Raw genomic sequence first — 17,963 nt, 5'->3', positions numbered from 1 at the left:
ATTTTAGATTTTAGATTTTAGATTTTAGATTGACAAAGATCGATCGTCCGAGTTGACAGCAGGTAGGCAAAACCAGAAAGTTGAACCACCGCCGGGAGTGCTTTCGACGCCGATCGAGCCGCCGTGAGCTTTGATAATTTGCTTGGAGAGGTACAATCCCAAACCCAGCCCTGTTAATTGTCGGCTATTAGGGTCTTGAACGTAAAGTTCAAACAGAGATTCCCGCTGTTTGGCGCTGATTCCCACTCCATTATCTGTTACAGTACAGCGAACCATTTTTACGGTGACTCCGGGCAATTTGCTGCCGATATTGCCAATTTGACCCTGATAGCGGGGCATCTTGCAACTGCCGTCGAGGTGAAATTTGGCCAGGGTTTCCTGATTTTTCTGGCTTGTTTCGCACATCCCAGGACGATCGCCCGCAGCAGATATCCGGTTAGCGATACAGCGGGCGAGCGGATTATTGGGCGATGTTAAAGGCTGTAAATTTTCTTCATAACTTAGCACTGTTTCAACTTCAATTACCTCGGCTTTAAAAGTTATATTGACTCCCGGAGGATTGTGTTTAATAGCATTAGTCAACAGATTTTCTAGCACCCGCTGCAAGTGTTGGCGATCGGCATTGACTTGTGGCAAATCCGCCGGAATATCCTGAGTCAAAGTTGCTTGATTTTTGGCCAGCATCGGTTCTAAATCCGCAACAATGGCTGAAGCTAAAGACGGCAAATGCAGCGGTACAGTATTGATAACAATACCTTTCACCTCGCTAGCGTGAGCGTCGAGCAGAGCATTAACCATAGTCAACTGGTGTTCGCTGCCCTGAACAATCCGCTCCAAAATCGATCGAGAAACCGGAATATCTTGTAGAGAATCAGAGGCAGATTTGTTGAGCAAATTTTTCAGCAGTATTAACATTCCCATAACTGGAGTGCGGAGATTGTGAGAAACTGCGTGCAAAAATAGGTCTTTGAGGCGGTTGCTTTCTTGCAGTTCGTGCATTTTTTGCTGTAGTTGGCGGGTGCGTTCCTCCACTTGAGATTCCAAGTTGGCATTGAGAGCTTTTACCTGCTGCAAAAGTTGGGCTTGCTGGAGAGCTATCGCCACTTGGGTAGCGAGTTTTTCCAACAAATCTATTTCAAATTCCTGCCACTGGCGGGGCCCCGAGCACTGGTTGACGGCCAATATCCCGAACAATTCATCCCCCAGGACGATCGGCACATTTAACGTCGCGCGAATTTGATAGTCGCTGTACAATTGGGCAATTGGAACGCTCAGTTGAACGCTAGCAGTATCGGAGATAGTTCGGACCCGGTTGTTAGCATAAAAAGTTTTCTGGCTTTCGAGGTGATTCTCGTCAGCAAGTACCCACCCCAAAAGAGAACGGCATTGAGCACCCACAGACTCGGCCACAACCTTACCGTATACCGGGTTAGGAAGATTTACCCCGTCCGCGTCCACAATACCGATGAAAGCGCGGTCTGCCTTGAAAAATTGCCGGACTTCGGCAACAGTAGTGTTGAGAATTTCTTCGAGGTCGAGAGAGTTGCGAATTCGCAGGGCGATTTCTGAGAGCAAGCGATCGCGATCGGAGGACGCCCGCAAAGCGGTTTCGGTGCGGTGGCGTTCGGTAACGTCTTGGACTGTGGCGGCGATCGCCCCTGACTCAATTGCCGACTGTTCGCAGACAGTGCGTTCGGAGCCATCTGCCAGCACAATTCGGTAGTTAATGCAATAGGCTTTGCGCTCCAACATAGCTTGGCGCTGCGATCGCGCCACCAATTCTCGGTCTTCTGGATGTACAGCCTGCAAAAAAACTTCTGGTGTCGGTTTGACAGTTCCCGGAGCAAAACCCAAGAGGCGGTAAAGTTCGTTTGACCACCGCAATTCGATATGGGATATACGATGTTCTGCGGATTCTTGGCAGTTGTCAGTTGCTGTGAGGGCGGCGCAATTTAAATCCCAATTTCCCAACTGAGCGATGCGCTGAGCATTGGCTAAACTAGCTTCGCGATCGCGCAGCATGGCAGCCGTGCGGCGCACCTCCACCAGCGCTTGCTGGCGTTCTGCTACGGCGGCGGCCAACATCAGAGCCACAAGGGCGATCGTACCGGTAAAAGCTTGTAAAAATAAAACCGCCTGTTTGAGATTATCGCTTTTGGCCAAAAAGGGGCCGCCTCCCTGTACTGCTCCCCAAATCGCGATGTAAGAGACGATCGAATAAGCAAAAATCGCTCCCGCCGGTTGAAACCGCAGGGCAGCCCAAACTATCAGAGGAAAAGGCAGATACTCCAGCGGATACAGAGCGATTGCCGCTTGTGTTTTCGAGCAAAAAAACAGCCAGCTAACGCTCAGCAAAAGAGTTAGCCATAGCGCTACTTCTGAAAAATTAATAATTAAAAATAAAAGATTATAGCGGTGTTCACTTCCAGAAAATCTGGGGCTTAAATTAGTAATTAATAAGTGGCAATTGGTAATGGGTAATTGATTAGTCTGCCTGTTGAAAAGTGCTATAAAACTTGAAATAATGCGGGGTTTTAGTGGAAATTTAAAACTGTTAACGGCGTGGTTCAAAGTCAGCAGCACAGGCGTCACAATCAAAATTCCCATGCCGTCTCCGAGCCACGTAGTCCACCAGTTGCGAGAGAAATTGCTCCACTGAGCCCAACCAAAAATGCACGTTCCCAAGTTGCCGAGGATAGAGCCGACCAAAGTAGACCCGATGACAGCGCCCGCTACCAAAGCCAGAACATCTCGCAATCGATCGAGTTTGGTAGAAAATCCGCTCCAAGTCAGTAAAGCCTCTCCAGCCAGGGCTTGCAGGGTGACGCTAAAGGCCGATGTGGCAATGACAGCCGACGGTATACCCCCGGTAGAGTTTAACAACACCGAACCGAGGACAATTCCCGGCCACATCCGTCGTCCTTGCAGTAGCAGTGCTGCTAGAGCAATACCGGCGGGCGGCCACACGGGGGAGGGTTCGGCTTTCACCAGTCCCAGCATCGACACTGCGAGTTTTCCGGTAACAAAGTAGGCCAGGGCCAGGATGCCGGTGTACAGAAGCATTCGAGTGCGGGGGTTGAGCAATTTCATGTTGAGTGCGATCGAATCCTCCATTCCTAGTTTTAATTTAGGCGGCTTTGGGGCGATCGAACTTCCTCCTGACGACTCACCTGACTGGGGGAGTGGGGAGTTAACTGTTGACTGTTGACTGTTAACTGTTGACTTTTGACAACGGCCTACTGCCTACTGACTACTGACCAATGACTACTGACCAATGACTGCTTAAAATCCAAAAGTCCGCTTACCATCCGGCTTAACAGTAAGCCAATTGGTCTTTGCCATTGCCAGTTGTTCCTCAGAAACTGTAGCGTTGGTAAGATTCGCCCCGCACAAATTTGCTCCCCGCAAATTCGCCTTAGTCAAATAAGCCCCCGTCAAGTCAGCGCCTCGGAAATCCGCCCCTTCAAAATTGGCAGTGCTGCAATAAGCCTCAGTCAAGTTAGCATCTCGCAAATTCGCCTGAATTAACCTCGCGTGACCCAAATTCGCCCCCGACAAATCTGCTGCTTGCAAATTTGCCTTCACCAACCTAGCCTGATAAAAATTACTTCCCGCTAACTGCGCTTTTTGCAGTTGCAAACCCGACAGTTCGCAGTCAGCAAAATCGCGCTTGCCTTTAAAATATGCCGCTCGCAAGCTGTTGGTGTCCCACTTAGGAGCAACTTTTGATAGCTTTGACGCTGCTAAATTGCCACTAGAAGGTCCAACCGTTCCAAAAGTTCTGCCGGACTCAGCCAGAGTCCGGGAAACTCTCGGCTGCATCCCCGTGTTCCCGGATTGGCTGAAGGAAGTTCTACCAGCGCGGGTGTGGTTCGATCGTAAATCTTGATTAATTTTGCTCTCAGGCCGTGACCACGAAGAACCCTCGTCATTAAATATTGTCGGTTCTTCAACTGCACGAGAAGAGCCGTTGAATTGAGTTGCCAAGCCCTCGACAAGACGTGGGTCTTCAAATTCGCCGGAGAGAGCTCTGAGGACATCTGCTGCCGATTGGAAGCGGTGACCAACCATCGGCTTCAGCATTTTTTCGAGAATTCGCGCAAAATTTGGGCTTACCTGAACGTGGGGCTGCCAAACAATTTCGCCGGTTACTCCATCAAAATCTAAATCCTTGGGCGATTTTCCTGTCAGCAAGTACAAGCAAGTCATCCCCACCGCGTAGATATCGCTGGCAAATATCGGTCGCAGCGCCATTTGTTCCGGGGGAGCGAAACTAAATGTGCCGACTGAAAATTTCGTGTTGGCGCTTTGGTCGGCGGGGTCTAATAATATTGTTTGGCTAACTTGGTCTTTTACCGCTCCGAAATCAATCAGAACTAAGTGCCCGTCTTGAACTCGGCGAATAATATTTGCCGGTTTGATGTCTCGGTGAATTACTCCTTGGCTGTGGATATATTGCACTACTGGCAGAATTTCTAATAGAAAATTTTTAACATCAGATTCGTTGAAACGGCCTGAGTGCTTGACTTCTTGTTTCAAAGTCGAGCCTTTAACATACTCTTGAACTAAGTAAAATTGGTGTTCCGTTTCAAAATAGTCTAGCAGCCTCGGTACTTGCGGGTGGTCGCCCAGTTGGCCGAGGGTTTTTGCCTCTCGCTTAAATAATTCCCGCGCCATTTCTAAAACTCGCGGCGACGAACTACTGGGTCGCAGTTGTTTGACTACACAACTCGGTTGACCGGGCAATGAGATGTCTTTTGCCAGAAATGTAGCTCCAAAACCTCCTTGTCCTAACGGTTCAATGACTCGGTAGCGAGCGCGCAGCAATAACCGCGCACCGCAAGTCTGACACTGAAGAATAGAGTCAGCAGGGTTTTGAGGATGGGGACAGCCCGGATTTACGCAGTAGCTCATATTGATTGAGTTTGCCTATGTTGTTCTGATCTTGTCAGCGTCGCTCGACTGCACAAATAGCCTGTTCCTGCTTCTGGTAGACATACTAATCTATCAGTTTTCGGCAAGCCGTGCCTTCGATTGCGAATTGGAATTGCACCTAAGTCTTTTATGCAGATATCTTTTCCCTATTTTGATTATCTCGCTGGTTTGAGTTTTTTCGGTTGATTATCCTTGAAGATAGTTTAAAGACTTGCTAAAGTTGTGCTTTTTTGTGTAAAGTCTTTCTAAACTTAAGTGCTTTTTGCGTTGTTAGATGTATCTAGCATACCTCATTCTCTGAATGAGAATGCTACTCATCCCCCAGTAGACATCTACCTTTGGGCCGATCCCTCGTTTTTGCTGATGTGTACCCTAACAGTCTTGACAAATTTAAATTAGTATGCTATGAAAAGCTTTCCCGAATAAATTCTGGGACTCAAAAGTCGTAGCCCGTCGGCGCCGACTAATGACTAATAACTACAGAGCACTGACAACTAACTACTGATCTAAATTATGCGTATTTCTCTAAAGTGGCTGCAGGAATTGGTGGATGTGGCAATATCGCCGGAAGAATTAGCCGAAACTCTGACAATGGCAGGCTTTGAAGTTGAAGAAATCGAAGACCGCCGCCCGTGGGCAAGCGGCGTAGTTTTGGGCAAAATCATTGCCTGCGAACAGCATCCGAATGCAGACAAATTGAGAGTTTGTCAAGTGGATGTGGGTTCCTCAGAAGCTTTGAATATTGTTTGCGGCGCACCGAACGCTAGGGCAGACATTTACGTGCCTGTCGCTGTTGTCGGCACTTATTTATCGACTATTGATTTAAAGATTAAACCTGCTAAATTGCGAGGCGTTCCTTCCGAAGGAATGATTTGCTCCCTGGCGGAATTGGGACTATCTAAAGAGTCAGCCGGGATTCACATTTTCGAGTTAGAAAATCCCGAATTGGGCAGCGATATTCGCCCACTTTTGGGTTTAGACGATGTGATTTTAGACTTGACAGCAACTGCCAACCGTGCTGACGCTTTGAGCATGGTGGGCGTGGCGCGGGAAGTGGCGGCGCTGACTGGGGCGAGTTTGAGAATTCCCGCAGCGAATGGTGGGGCGATTGAGGGGAAAGAAAGTCCTGGTTTGGCAGTAGAAATATCGGAACCGCAAGGATGCCCAATTTACATCGGCACGGCAATTGAAGGTGTGAAAATTGCTGCTTCTCCAGCTTGGTTGCAGCAGCGGTTGCAGGCGGCGGGAGTGCGGCCGATTAATAATGTGGTGGACGTAACTAATTACATTTTATTGGAATGGGGACAACCGCTGCACGCTTTCGATCGCGATCGCCTGCAATCTTTCACGGGTACTCAAGATATCAGCATCGGCGTCCGCTTTGCCAAAACAGGGGAATCATTCAAAACTTTGGACGGACAAAACCGAAATTTGCAAGCTCAAAATCTGTTAATTACTGCTAGCGACAAACCTGTAGCTTTGGCTGGGGTAATGGGCGGCGAAGACACGGAAGTTCACGAAGGAACGCAAAATTTAGTCTTGGAAGCAGCGATTTTTGACCAGGCAACGATTCGCCGTTCTGCGCGCGCTCAAGGCTTGCGTAGCGAGGCATCGATCCGCTACGAACGGGGGGTGAATCAGGCGGCTTTGGCGACGGCCTGCAACCGCGCTGTATCCCTAATTTTGGAGTTGGCTGGAGGCACTGCGACGGTGCAGAAAACGGCGAGTTCGGGCGAGAATTTGAGTTTTAGCCGATCGATCGAATTGCGTTTAGACCGAGTAAATCAGGTTTTAGGGCAGTTGAAAAGAGGAGAAACGGGCGGTTCTAAATATCTGGAACCGGAAGAGGGAAAAAATATTCTCACAGCCTTGGGATGCGAAGTTGTTCCAACGGAAAAAGAACGGGTATGGAATGTGACTGTGCCGCCTTACCGCTACCGGGATTTAGAAAGGGAAATCGATTTAATTGAAGAAGTTGCCAGACTCCACGGTTATGACAATTTCTGCGATACTTTGCCCAGCAAAACTGAACCCGGTTATTTGTCAGCGGAATATGCGGCAATTCGGAATGTGCGATCGGCTTTTCGGGCGGCCGGTTTGACGGAGTTGATGCACTATTCTTTGGTGAAAACAGAGGGAGACAATCAGGTTGTGCTGGCGAATCCGCTGTTTGTGGAGTATTCGGCTTTGCGGACAGAAATGCTGTCGGGTTTGATTGATGCTTTCCAGTACAATTTGGAACAGGGAAATGGGGCGCTAAACGGTTTTGAAGTCGGCCGCATTTTCTGGAAAGATGGGGATGCAATGAAGGAAGCCGATGCAATTGCGGGGATTATTGGCGGTGATCCGACTGTTTGGAAATGGCAGCAGGGAGGGCGCGATCGACCTTTGAGTTGGTTTGAGGCAAAAGGTATTTTGGAAAGCGCATTTCAGGAGTTGGGTTTGTCGGTGGAATATCAAAGCGATTCCTCGAATACACGCTTGCATCCGGGCCGCACGGCTGCGTTATCGTTAAACGGGAAACATTTAGGGGTTTTTGGACAGTTGCACCCGCAATTGCAGCAAGAAAAGGATTTGCCTGAGCAGGTTTACGTGTTTCAATTAGATTTAGCGGTGCTGGTGGGTGAATTAGGGCGATCGAAAAACTTAACTCGCAAATTCGCGGGTTATTCGAGTTTCCCCGCTTCTGACAGAGACATTGCATTTTTCGCACCGGTTGAAGTTCCGGTTGTTGAGATGCAGAGTGCGATGAAAAAGGCGGCGGGTAGTTTGCTGGATTCGGTGGAACTGTTTGACGAATATCGAGGCGACAACGTGCCGGCGGGACAGCGGAGTTTGGCTTTTCGGTTAGTTTACCGCGCGGGCGATCGAACTTTGAGCGAAACCGATGTCGAACCCGCCCAACAAAAAGTCCGCGATGTTTTAGTGGAAAAATTCGGCGTCAGCCTCAGAAGCTAACCGTAGGGTGCGTCGCTCTCGAAAAGCCCTGATCAAGATCGACAATACCATAGCGACGCACCTGTACCATCGCGGATTTAGCCAACAAACCCAAAAATTATTTGGTAACAAGGTTTTTTAAACATGGTTCAAGGTGCGTCGCTATGAGATTTTCCATATTTAGTTAGGGATTTTTCAGGGCGACGCACCCTACGACTACTGCCTTAAAAAAAATCATGGTTTATATTTGTCAATATTATCTAGGAGTAATTGATAACCTTTTGTTTCTTTATAAGGTAACACGGGAATTAACAAGTCCTCTTCAGGTTTAAGCATATATTCTTGAAAAGGGTCGGGCCAGCTATTTTCATCTACTTTTATAATAAAAGTATAATTTCCTAGTCTAAAATAATACATTTCGCAGGGTTGATCCCACTTAGATACATAAAAATTATTAGCTTCTACTCCCGAATATCTCAATAAAATAACCGGAAATTTATTTTCGATATCCGAATTCTGTTGGATAATCATATCTCTTAATTGTGCTTCTAAATCGCTGGTTAACTTGACCGCAGAAAAAAAATGATGATCGCATATCTGACTGCGCCAGAGAACAGACATAAAAAACAATTTTAACTTTGTGTAGTGAATATTGGGGACTTTCCATAAATTTTCATCATTTTTTTCGATATCTTTATTTTGTAATAAGATAGTTTGAGCAGAGTTATCAAAGATTCCTAATTTTTGTTCACAATCTCCACACAAAATATCTCGAACGTGAATTCCACTTTGTAGTTGATATGATTTAGATTTTATTGAATATAATCGACCAGCTCGATCTCCATGCTTTACAGATCCAAATCCCTTATCTATGTTATCAGATGCTTTTTGGAAAAATTTTCTAGGTATAATGTGCGATTCTTTAATTAGTGGTTTTTCTTGCAAGCATAATTTGCACTGCATACTCATTCTCCTCTAATAACCTTGATGCTCTCAGCCCTCAGTGTATAAAGAGGAGCCATTCTATCATTTATCTCAGTTTCGCAGTCTACGACACCATGTCCCTTTGCGTCAAGACACTTGCAAGACCGGGGATGACAGACACCTAAGTTATTACTCAACCATTCCATTATTTTCGTCATAAATCCTACTCGATTTTCACATCCACCGCTTCTAACTCAGCTTCCAACTGCTCAACTCATCTTTAAGGAGTTTTTTTTTAAAAGTATTACTACACCACAAATGTTGGGCGGAGTGAAACGGAGGGTTGTTTGCTCAAATATTGTCTCTGGGTGCGTCGCTATTCGATTTTCGATCTTTCTTTGGTGATGGTCGAGGGCGACGCACCCTATGAATACTATTGCGTGAGTTTTGAAAATTGGGATTAAATCCTACTACTTTTATTGTACAATAATTTTTAAACAAATTCATCTAAGGCTCAAAACCGTGACAAAATATGTGATGTGGGGAAGTTACTGCGAAGACGTTCTCGAAAAACGCGCTCCGTTTCGAGATGCGCACTTAGCAGGACTTGCCAAGCAAAAAGAATCCGGAGTATTGATTACCATCGGCCCTACAAAAGACTTAACTAAAGTTTTCGCAATCTACGAAGCCGCAGACGAAGCCGCAGTCCGAGAATTAGTTGAAGCAGATCCTTATTGGATAAATCAGGTTTGGACAGAATACGACGTGAAAGAGTGGATTCAAGCTTTTTAAGGGAGTTAACAGGGTGAACATCTTAAGATTGGACGACAGCGATTTACTTCCAGTAGACTATGGCGATTTGCTGGACAAGATTTTAGAAGTTTTGCAGACTCAAAACCCGTTTAACGCAAAAGTGCAATCCTCTTGATGGTTTGCTGAGCTATGATAATCTAGAGATTGGTCATGTTTGCGGTAGTTTGTTGATAGTACCTCTAGCCGATCGCACTTTGGGAGAAACATACCAGATACGGCTTCATCGAGAAATTAAGGAATGTCTAGAGAAGAAGTTGCTGCACAAAATGCGTCTAATTAGGGATAGCGATTCGTCCCCGGAGAATGTAATATCAGCAATTAGAGGAGGTGCGATCGAGCTTTTGCAATTTCTCAACAGCGATGTGGAGAAAACTCAGTATTTCGAGCAGCAGAGTCAGCAGTTCGATCGCTATTATGCCATACCGCTGTTTGCTTTTGTCAGCGGGGAGGAAATGCAGGAGTATTTTGCTGACAGCAAGCTGGAAGAACCGGAAGACAGGCGGTTTCGGGATATTTTGTCGGCTTATGTGCGATCGCTCTACCCTGTAGATAGTGTAATGCCGATCGGACACAAGTATCGAGACTTCCCATTTATCGTGTTTAGAAGCTACAGTTTAGAACAAAGCCGAGAAAAAATTTTTACAGATAAATATCTTTTAAGTTCCAACGAATTGAACGTGCTCAATTTAATTTTGTCGAAGCAGGTAAACTAGACCTCTCGCATTCCCAAGCTTTCAATTCCTTCAACAATCTGCGTTTATCTGTGTTTATCTGCCTTACATCTGCGGTTTCTGTATCAATCAAAGACTTATGCAATGCAAGCCTACTGAAACTTGTAGGCTGCGTCAGCTAGCTGTCACCCCGCAGAGAAAATAAAACTCTTCCGGGGCACCATACTTGCTACTTGCTAACTTCAAACGGCGTGTATTTCCCCCCCAAAGCTTCGACGATGGCGCGAGTATTAGCAGACATCATTTTCACATAAGAATCGCCCTCGCTTCCGGGCGCCCCAATTGAATCAGAATAAAGTTGCTGCGCCGCCAATTTCACCCCCGCTTCCTCCGCCACTGTTCTAATCAGTTGCGGGTTAATTGTAGTCTCGGCAAAAATAGCAGGAACTCCCGCAGCTTTCACCGATTCTACTAACTTTTGCACCGTTTGAGCGCTCGGCTGTTCCTCCGTACTAATCCCGATTAAACTGCCAGCACTTCCCAATCCGTAGGCCCGGCTGTAATATTGAAAAGCATCGTGAGTTGTTACTAATTCGCGCTTATTTTCGGGGATAGTTTTAATCTCTTTTTCGATCCAACTATCCAAACGTTTTAACTCTTCAGTAAGTTTGACAGCATTCTGGGTAAACTTCTCCCGATCTTCCGGCGACACTTCGATTAGCGCATCCCGAATTGCTTCCACCATTTGAACTACATTTTCCACATTTCCCCAAACGTGCGGATCGGGTACTGTATTGCCTTCTTTATTAAGTAGCAAAGGCTTGACAACTTCCCCCACTGCTAATTTCCGCGCCTTAATTCCGGCGGCATTCATCATCCTAATTAATCCCGGTTCCAAATTGTAACCGTTATACAAAATTAAGTTAGCTTGCTCTAAAGCTTGAGAATCTTTGGGCACCGGTTCGTAAACGTGAGGATCGGTTCCCGGCTGCAAAATTCCTGTTAGCTGAACTTCGCCTCCCGCTACTCGATCGGTCAAATCCTCAATAATTGTGCTGGTAGCAACTACCTTGGGTTTAGCATCTGCCTCTGGAGATAGGCGATCGCCTTGGGTTTGAGCGCAACTCAATAAACCCAAAGTCACAATGCCGCAGGCAATACTTCTAATCCAAAATACCTTGGACTTGTTCAATCCAGGGCGGGAGGTTTCAATCCCCAACTCACTGCTAAACTCCCCTTGATAGGATTGCTTCACAATTGTCGTTGGTTTTAACTCACATTTTGCACTCTTCTCCACCACAGGCAAGATTCCTGTTTCACAATGATTCCATATTCTGGTGGGATGGGCGAATAGCCCGCCCAGATCGTGATCGTTGAGCATGGTGGAAGATATAAGTTTTAACCTACTTGAGATTTTCGCCACAAAACCTATAGTTTGAGGGGTTTCCAGCTTGGACTGTCGCATTATCTACCTCTGGTGCGTTCCCGATTATTCCTATTTACCGATGATTTCATATTCTTTTCATTTTTACAGTAAACTTAATAAAAAGGAGATAGAGTCACCGCAATGAATACCGCCGCCTTCCCCAACGAGAATCCTTGGTCTAAAATGGTTTGCGACCTCAAAGACAGCGCTACCGACACTGAAATTATCGCTGTTAAGCACTTAGCAGTAAACTACCGCACGGTAGAGGCACTCCGAGATATCAATCTTTCCGTCAAACCGGGAAGGCTGACGGGTATTATTGGCCCCAATGGTGCCGGCAAAAGCACCCTGATCAAAGCAATGTTGGGCTTAATTCCGGCAGCTCGCGGCACTGTTACCTGGGGCGAAGAAGCGATCGCCGATCGACTCGAAACAGTAGCCTACGTGCCACAGCGATCGCAAATTGACTGGAATTATCCCGCCACCGTTTGGGATGTCGTGATGATGGGAAGAGTCAGAAAAGCCGGATGGTTTCGCCGCTTTTCGGCAGCTAGTCGCCGCACCGCTGCCGATGCCTTAGAAAGAGTAGGCATGACTGCTTACAAAGACAGACCGATCGGACAACTTTCCGGCGGACAGCAACAGCGAGTATTTCTAGCGAGAGCATTAGCCCAAGAAGCCGCTATTTTCTGCTTTGACGAGCCGTTTGTCGGCGTTGACCAAAAAACTCAAAATATCATTTTTGACATTTTCCACCAACTAGCAAATGCCGGGAAAATCGTCTTAGTTGTCAACCATGACTTAGGCGAATCAATTACCAATTTTGATGATTTAATTTTGCTTAATACAGAATTGATTGCCGCTGGTTCCCGCCAAGAAGTGCTAACCCAAGAAAACCTTTACCGCGCCTACGGCGGACAAGTAATGTTTTTTGCCGGACAAGCCGCTTAATTAGCCAGCAGTCATTAATCTAGGAGTTACGCTCTTGAACCAGTTTTTTTTGATAATCTTGGGTTGGGCAACGATAAATCTCGAATCCAAGCGGGTTGCTTTGGTGCTTAGTCATTAGTTAGCTGTGATTTTATAATTTTATGATACAAACCTTAATTGAGCCGTTGCAGTACGGATTTATGCAGCGATCGCTCATAATTGCCATTCTCGTCGGCATCGTCTGCGCGATCGTCGGCAGCTACCTAATGGTACAGCGGCTGGCCTTGCTCGGAGACGCCATCAGCCACTCGGTTTTGCCCGGATTGGCGATCGCATTTATCCTGGGAGCAAATATCTTTCTCGGTGCCTTCATTGCCGGAGTTTTGAGTACAGTAATCATAGCTTGGATCAAAGCTCGATCGACAATCAAAGAAGACGCGGCAATGGGCATTGTCTTTTCCGCATTCTTCGCCCTCGGCATCACCCTAATTACGATCGTCCAAAAAGACAACAAAATCGACCTCAACCACTTTCTTTTCGGCAACATCCTCGGTGTTACTGTCGAAGATGCGATCGACACAGCCGTCATTGTCGCCGTAGTCTTATTAGTTGTAGTAGTCTTTTACAAAGAACTGCTATTTTACACATTCGATCCATTAGGAGCACAAGCAACAGGTTTGCCAGTAAACCTGCTCAACTTCGGACTGATGGTACTCATCGCCCTCACAATAGTTGCCAGCCTCAAAGCCGTTGGCGTAGTGCTAGTTTTGTCCCTATTAATTACACCTGCAAGTACCGCCTATCTCCTAGTCACTCGCCTGCACAAAGTAATGATTTTAGGCGCAATAATCGGAGTGATTTCCAGCATTAGCGGAATGTATCTCAGCTACTTCTATAACTTACCCTCTGGCCCCGCAATAGTTTTAGTTGCATCTGGATTCTTTGTGCTATCATTGCTGTTCAGTCCCACTCAAGGAATCCTCACCCAGCCCCGCACACACTCCGGTCAAATTCCTCCAATCTGGCGGGAATTAAAAAATTTAACTAAAGGCCGATAAAAAATAACTTTGTGGTAACGCTTCAACGCCGCCCATCCCCTTGTTAATAAGAATCTGCGTTAATCCCCGTGAATGTGCGGTTCAAAAAAGCCTCTTCAATTAATCTCCGTAACTGCGAATCGTTGGCTGCATCAAGATTGTGTAAAAACGGTTTTTTTTAGGATTGCGAGAAAGCAAGAATGGGATGATATCGAATCTGGCGATCGCAACTACGAACTATTGCTCAAAAAAACTGTACAATAACAAAAGTTAAATTTTCACGCAAACAGAGCTACTCAGTTAAAAAACATGACAGTCAAAGTAGGAGACACCGCACCCGATTTTACCTTACCATCTCAAACTGGCACATCAGTCAGCCTCAAAGATTTTAAAGGGAAAAAAAACGTCATAGTCTACTTTTATCCCAAAGACGACACACCGGGATGCACCACCCAAGCTTGCGCTTTTCGAGATAGCTACGAAGTCTTCAAAGACGCAGGTGCAGAAGTCATAGGAATTAGCGAAGATTCGCAACAATCGCACCAGCAATTTTCTGCAAAATATCAGCTACCCTTTACACTGCTGAGTGATACGGGCAACAAAGTTCGGCAATTATATGGAGTTCCAGCTACCCTGTGGATTATGCCCGGTAGAGTAACTTATGTCATTGACAAAGAAGGCGTTGTCAAGCATATTTTTGACTCCATGTTAGACTTCAAAGCACACGTTGCAGAAGCACTCAAAGCTTTAGAAACCATCAAAATTTAGATGGATTTGCTTAAATATATTGTTGGTAGTGAGGACGAAAGTCCTCATGCCTCATTTTCTAAAAAACCCAGAAAAAATCAAATTTATGACTGCGAACTAACGGTTTTTAGTGAGGAAGAAAGTTCTGAGAGTAGAGATTTTCCTCTACCAAACTTTTAAAAGCTTGAATAGAGGGGGTTCTGGCAGCAAATTGACTCGGCTGAGTGTACTGATTCACCAGTTCGACAATCCAGATATTGGCGAAAGTAGGACTAACATCAGACCAATATATTGTTCGGTTTGCAAGACGTTGATTTGTAGCCCTCGCCGTGCGTATGGCCCAAGTTCGGGCACTCCTAGAATGTGACAATTATCGAACTGCGTGCCAGAGGTGAGATCAATTTCTCTAGCTAAATCTGGGGGCGAATCAACAACTCATCCATTTTCTCTTGAAAATATCCGCAAAGTCCTTACTACGAATCATTATATTAAAAAACCAAGAAAGGACTAAAGTCCTTACTAAAAACTCGTGGTTCGTAGTAAGGACTTTAGTCCTTTTTTGCTAACGACTTGCAGCCATTAACAATTAGCACTCAGCAATTATCTAGCTTTTTGCAAAACTGGATTTTTCAGATGTAGCGCTTTCGGCAGTTTTGCCATTTTTGCTATTACCGTTACCGTTGCTGTGGCGGGGTTGGATAACTCCATAGCCGCTGTGACTCTTGCGTTCGTAGAGTACGTTAATTTCGTCTGTTTCCGCATTACGGAACATATAGAAATCGTGATCGATAATCTGCAATTGTTCCAAAGCTTCTTGCACCGTCATTGGAGGCATAGCAAAATACTTAGTCCGTACCACCTCAGCAGGAAGTTCGGGAGTTCGATCGCCAATCAGATCCGCTACTACAGGATGTTCCTCAACTACCGTAACCGTTTTGGCACTACTCTGGGTCTTGTTGTCGTGACGTTTTTCCTTAAATTTCCGCAGTTGACGAGCTATCTTGTCGGCAACCAAATCTATGCTGGCATACAGGCTTTCCGTGCTTTCCTCAGCCCGAATCACGCTGCCATTAGCATAAATTGTCACCTCAGCAGTCTGCTTAGGATTGATCCTGGGGTTACGAGCCACCGATAGATGTATGTCCACTTCGGTCGTCAAAGTTTGAAAATGGCTAACTGCCTTTTCCACCTTTTGATTGACGTACTCGCGAATCGCATCGGTGATTTCTATATTTTTACCCTGGATAACAAGCTTCATAGAGCTCCCTCCCTTCTGTAACTTGGGTATATTTTATACAGTAGCACTATGTATTCTGGAAAACACTTATCTTCCAAATCTTTTATTATATGTTGACAATTCTTGATTTAAGCTGGGCGAATATTCCGTAAAAATACTATTGATTTTTTGCATGGTTTCTCCTCTAATCCATCAACCACTAAATGTACAACCCTGCTTGCTACTCGATTGGGGACTTGTGCCCTACTCCCAAGCTTGGGAAATCCAGCAAAAACTCGTGCAAGAACGCCGCGACAAGCCAGATTTGCCAGATGTCCTGATTTTGCTGGAACATCCGCCGGTTTACACTTTGGGACTGGGAGCAAAGCTGGAATTTCTGAAATTTGACCCAAGTCAAACTGGGCCGGAACTGCACCGAGTTGAGCGGGGCGGCGAGGTGACTTACCACTGTCCGGGACAATTGGTGGGCTATCCGATTTTAAATTTGCGGCGCCACCAACAAGATTTGCACTGGTATTTGCGGCAGTTGGAGGAAGTGCTGCTGGGGGTGCTGGAAGTTTGTGGGTTGAAGGGTTCGCGGGTTCCCGGTATGACTGGGGTTTGGGTAGATGGGTGCAAGGTAGGTGCGATCGGCATTAAAGTCAGCCGCTGGATTACGATGCACGGTTTCGCTTTAAATGTTTGTCCCGATCTCGCCGGTTTTGGGCAAATTGTACCTTGCGGGATTCCAGATCGACCTGTTGGGAGTTTAGAGCAGTTTATCCCCGGAATTGAGGTCGATCAAGTGCGATCGATCGTTGTCGCTGAGTTTGCTCGCGTTTTTGCAGTGGAAATTGTGCGATCGAATGTGTAGGGTGCGTCGCTGTCAACCTTACTCCTAACGATCATAGTGCGATCGCTCTTAAATTATCAAAAACATCAGGCTTAGTTCTCCACCCAATCACTTAAAAACTCCAGACTAAGGATGCTAAATATCGAATCGAATTAACGCGGCGGTGTTTGCGAGACTTGGGGGTATTATAGAGATAATTTTAATTGTCTATACTTACTGACTCAAGAATTGAGAGAATTGGTGGTATGATGCGCGCTCGCGGGCTTCTCTAACCTTAGAGAGAAGCAAGACCGATGCAGAAATACGTCCTAAGAGTTTTGCGATCGCCCCTAGCGTCAGGTAAGATTCTTGTTAATTATTGCGCTCAGTTCAGGAGAAAAAATTTATGCCAGATATGTCCGGTCAAGACCCCTCGGAAATTAAAATGGCCACGGTTGATGAAGAACAAAAAGGCGCAACGTTTAGGGGTACGGTCATCCTTGCTATCGATGATACCGAGGGTGGGGAAGTCCTTTTCTTCAGAGACTTTTTGATTGAAGATTATAAAGGCGAACTTACCGCTTATCTGGCCACAGATGGCAATATAACGAAAAGCATTGATTTAGGCCCGCTTAAGCATAAGAGCGATAGCTTTAAGCTGCCAATTCCGCTGGGGACGGATACATCACCCTACAATACAGTCGTGCTGCGCGACGAAAAAAGCAAGAAAAAAGTTGTGACGATCGAACTCTAAAATTTGCAATTTAGCTCGTAGTTCAGCCAAACTCGTTAGCGCAGCCCTCGAAGAGGATCGCCCTTTTTTTCCTAAAGTGCGATCGCCCTTAAATTAAGGTGCGTCACTTTCGATCGAACGGCGAAGTTTTGCGAGCGCTCGTAAAGTGATGCACCCTAATTTTTAAAATGGAATCGGATCGTAATCGGGATTTTCCGGTTCGTTAGACGAACCCGAGGGGCGATCAGACTCAGAATTAGAAGACTGATGCGAGTTCCAATCCGAACTAGACGTGCGGTTAGCGCCACCTGGAGCGCTGTTAGAACTGCGGTTCCGCGATCCTAAAGGCACTACATTGCTCGGCACATTAGTCGGCGCGCTGTCGCGAATTTGAGCCGGTTCCGGGGCGGTTCTAGTTGGCGGAGCCGAACTCATTGCATCGGCGCCGACACTGTAAATCCTTTGAGCTGTCAGTTCAGCGCGCTTTTCTTTAATACCATCTCTTTCGATCGTATTCATGCTCAGCCGCCCCTCAATAATCACGCGATCGCCCTCGTGATATTTCTCGTGAATTTCTTGAGCAAAATTTCCCCATCCTATCACTTTCAAATGTTCGGGCGGATCTTCTGGTTTTGGGCCGGGAAACTGCACCAACATCTCAGCGATTTGAAGTTGATTGTCAGGAGTATAACGGAGTTGCGGTTGTTGAATTATTTCCGCCATCAAAATGCAGCTATTCATCTGTTATCTGTGCGTAATTGG

Annotated in this window: 16 protein-coding genes; 10 read left to right on the top strand and 6 right to left on the bottom strand. The window is 46.2% G+C overall.

Going from position 1 to position 17,963, the window contains the following annotated elements:
* Positions 1–24: 24 nt before the first annotated feature.
* The gene (locus tag QUA42_RS02145; protein WP_333134684.1) at positions 25–3,063 is read right to left on the bottom strand and encodes an MASE1 domain-containing protein; all 3,039 of its coding nucleotides are present in this window, start codon (positions 3,061–3,063) and stop codon (positions 25–27) included.
* Here QUA42_RS02145 and QUA42_RS02140 point away from each other — a divergent pair.
* Positions 3,050–3,208: a hypothetical protein gene (locus QUA42_RS02140; RefSeq protein ID WP_333134682.1), complete on the top strand. Its 159-nt coding sequence runs from the start codon at positions 3,050–3,052 to the stop codon at positions 3,206–3,208. The genes QUA42_RS02145 and QUA42_RS02140 overlap by 14 nt on opposite strands.
* Before the next feature lie 74 nt (positions 3,209–3,282).
* Here the strand turns inward: QUA42_RS02140 and QUA42_RS02135 are convergent, their stop codons facing one another.
* Positions 3,283–4,914, bottom strand: a complete 1,632-nt coding sequence (locus QUA42_RS02135) for a serine/threonine-protein kinase (protein WP_333134681.1) — start codon at positions 4,912–4,914, stop codon at positions 3,283–3,285.
* Between the two features lie 534 nt (positions 4,915–5,448).
* Here QUA42_RS02135 and pheT point away from each other — a divergent pair.
* A complete protein-coding gene (gene pheT, locus QUA42_RS02130) occupies positions 5,449–7,893 on the top strand; it encodes a phenylalanine--tRNA ligase subunit beta (RefSeq protein ID WP_333134679.1) in 2,445 nt (814 codons plus the stop codon).
* Between the two features lie 213 nt (positions 7,894–8,106).
* On the opposite strand, the gene QUA42_RS02125 is transcribed toward pheT, so the two are convergent.
* Entirely contained in the window at positions 8,107–8,835 is a 729-nt protein-coding gene (locus QUA42_RS02125; RefSeq protein WP_333134677.1) for a hypothetical protein, read from the bottom strand.
* 483 nt (positions 8,836–9,318) lie between these two features.
* On the opposite strand from QUA42_RS02125, the gene QUA42_RS02120 reads away from it, so the two are divergent.
* Genes QUA42_RS02120 through QUA42_RS02110 form a run of 3 tightly spaced genes read left to right on the top strand, consistent with a single transcriptional unit; the run spans position 9,319 to position 10,322 of the window.
* Complete coding sequence (locus QUA42_RS02120; RefSeq protein ID WP_333134675.1) at positions 9,319–9,588, top strand: YciI family protein; 270 nt, start codon at positions 9,319–9,321, stop codon at positions 9,586–9,588.
* Positions 9,589–9,601: 13 nt separating this feature from the next.
* Complete coding sequence (locus tag QUA42_RS02115) at positions 9,602–9,724, top strand: hypothetical protein (protein ID WP_333134673.1); 123 nt, start codon at positions 9,602–9,604, stop codon at positions 9,722–9,724.
* Between the two features lie 4 nt (positions 9,725–9,728).
* The gene (locus QUA42_RS02110; protein WP_333134671.1) at positions 9,729–10,322 is read left to right on the top strand and encodes a hypothetical protein; all 594 of its coding nucleotides are present in this window, start codon (positions 9,729–9,731) and stop codon (positions 10,320–10,322) included.
* A gap of 187 nt (positions 10,323–10,509) precedes the next feature.
* Here the strand turns inward: QUA42_RS02110 and QUA42_RS02105 are convergent, their stop codons facing one another.
* Positions 10,510–11,745: a metal ABC transporter substrate-binding protein gene (locus tag QUA42_RS02105; RefSeq protein ID WP_445301280.1), complete on the bottom strand. Its 1,236-nt coding sequence runs from the start codon at positions 11,743–11,745 to the stop codon at positions 10,510–10,512.
* A 102-nt stretch (positions 11,746–11,847) separates the two neighbouring features.
* On the opposite strand from QUA42_RS02105, the gene QUA42_RS02100 reads away from it, so the two are divergent.
* The 3 genes from QUA42_RS02100 (at position 11,848) to QUA42_RS02090 (ending at position 14,441) form a co-directional block, all read left to right on the top strand.
* Positions 11,848–12,657 carry a metal ABC transporter ATP-binding protein gene (locus tag QUA42_RS02100; protein ID WP_333134669.1) on the top strand — a complete coding sequence of 270 codons (810 nt, stop codon included), beginning with the start codon at positions 11,848–11,850 and terminating at the stop codon, positions 12,655–12,657.
* A gap of 140 nt (positions 12,658–12,797) precedes the next feature.
* Positions 12,798–13,694 carry a metal ABC transporter permease gene (locus QUA42_RS02095; protein ID WP_333134667.1) on the top strand — a complete coding sequence of 299 codons (897 nt, stop codon included), beginning with the start codon at positions 12,798–12,800 and terminating at the stop codon, positions 13,692–13,694.
* Positions 13,695–13,982: 288 nt separating this feature from the next.
* Positions 13,983–14,441 carry a peroxiredoxin gene (locus QUA42_RS02090; protein WP_333134665.1) on the top strand — a complete coding sequence of 153 codons (459 nt, stop codon included), beginning with the start codon at positions 13,983–13,985 and terminating at the stop codon, positions 14,439–14,441.
* Between the two features lie 583 nt (positions 14,442–15,024).
* Here the strand turns inward: QUA42_RS02090 and hpf are convergent.
* A complete protein-coding gene (gene hpf, locus QUA42_RS02085) occupies positions 15,025–15,678 on the bottom strand; it encodes a ribosome hibernation-promoting factor, HPF/YfiA family (protein WP_333134664.1) in 654 nt (217 codons plus the stop codon).
* Between the two features lie 151 nt (positions 15,679–15,829).
* Between hpf and lipB the strand changes: the two genes are divergently transcribed.
* Both lipB and QUA42_RS02075 read left to right on the top strand, forming a co-directional pair.
* On the top strand, positions 15,830–16,510 hold the full coding sequence (lipB, locus tag QUA42_RS02080) for a lipoyl(octanoyl) transferase LipB (protein WP_333134661.1): 681 nt from the start codon (positions 15,830–15,832) through the stop codon (positions 16,508–16,510).
* A 364-nt stretch (positions 16,511–16,874) separates the two neighbouring features.
* Positions 16,875–17,222: a hypothetical protein gene (locus QUA42_RS02075; protein WP_333134659.1), complete on the top strand. Its 348-nt coding sequence runs from the start codon at positions 16,875–16,877 to the stop codon at positions 17,220–17,222.
* A 162-nt stretch (positions 17,223–17,384) separates the two neighbouring features.
* Here the strand turns inward: QUA42_RS02075 and QUA42_RS02070 are convergent, their stop codons facing one another.
* Entirely contained in the window at positions 17,385–17,942 is a 558-nt protein-coding gene (locus QUA42_RS02070; RefSeq protein WP_333134657.1) for a single-stranded DNA-binding protein, read from the bottom strand.
* Between the last annotated feature and the right edge of the window lie 21 nt (positions 17,943–17,963).

It is taken from the genome of Microcoleus sp. Pol11C2, assembly GCF_036701505.1.
In the GTDB taxonomy this organism is placed as follows: Bacteria; Cyanobacteriota; Cyanobacteriia; order Cyanobacteriales; family Microcoleaceae; genus Microcoleus.
The sequence above is the reverse complement of the archived record's forward strand: the minus strand, read 5'-3'. Positions and strand labels throughout refer to the sequence as shown.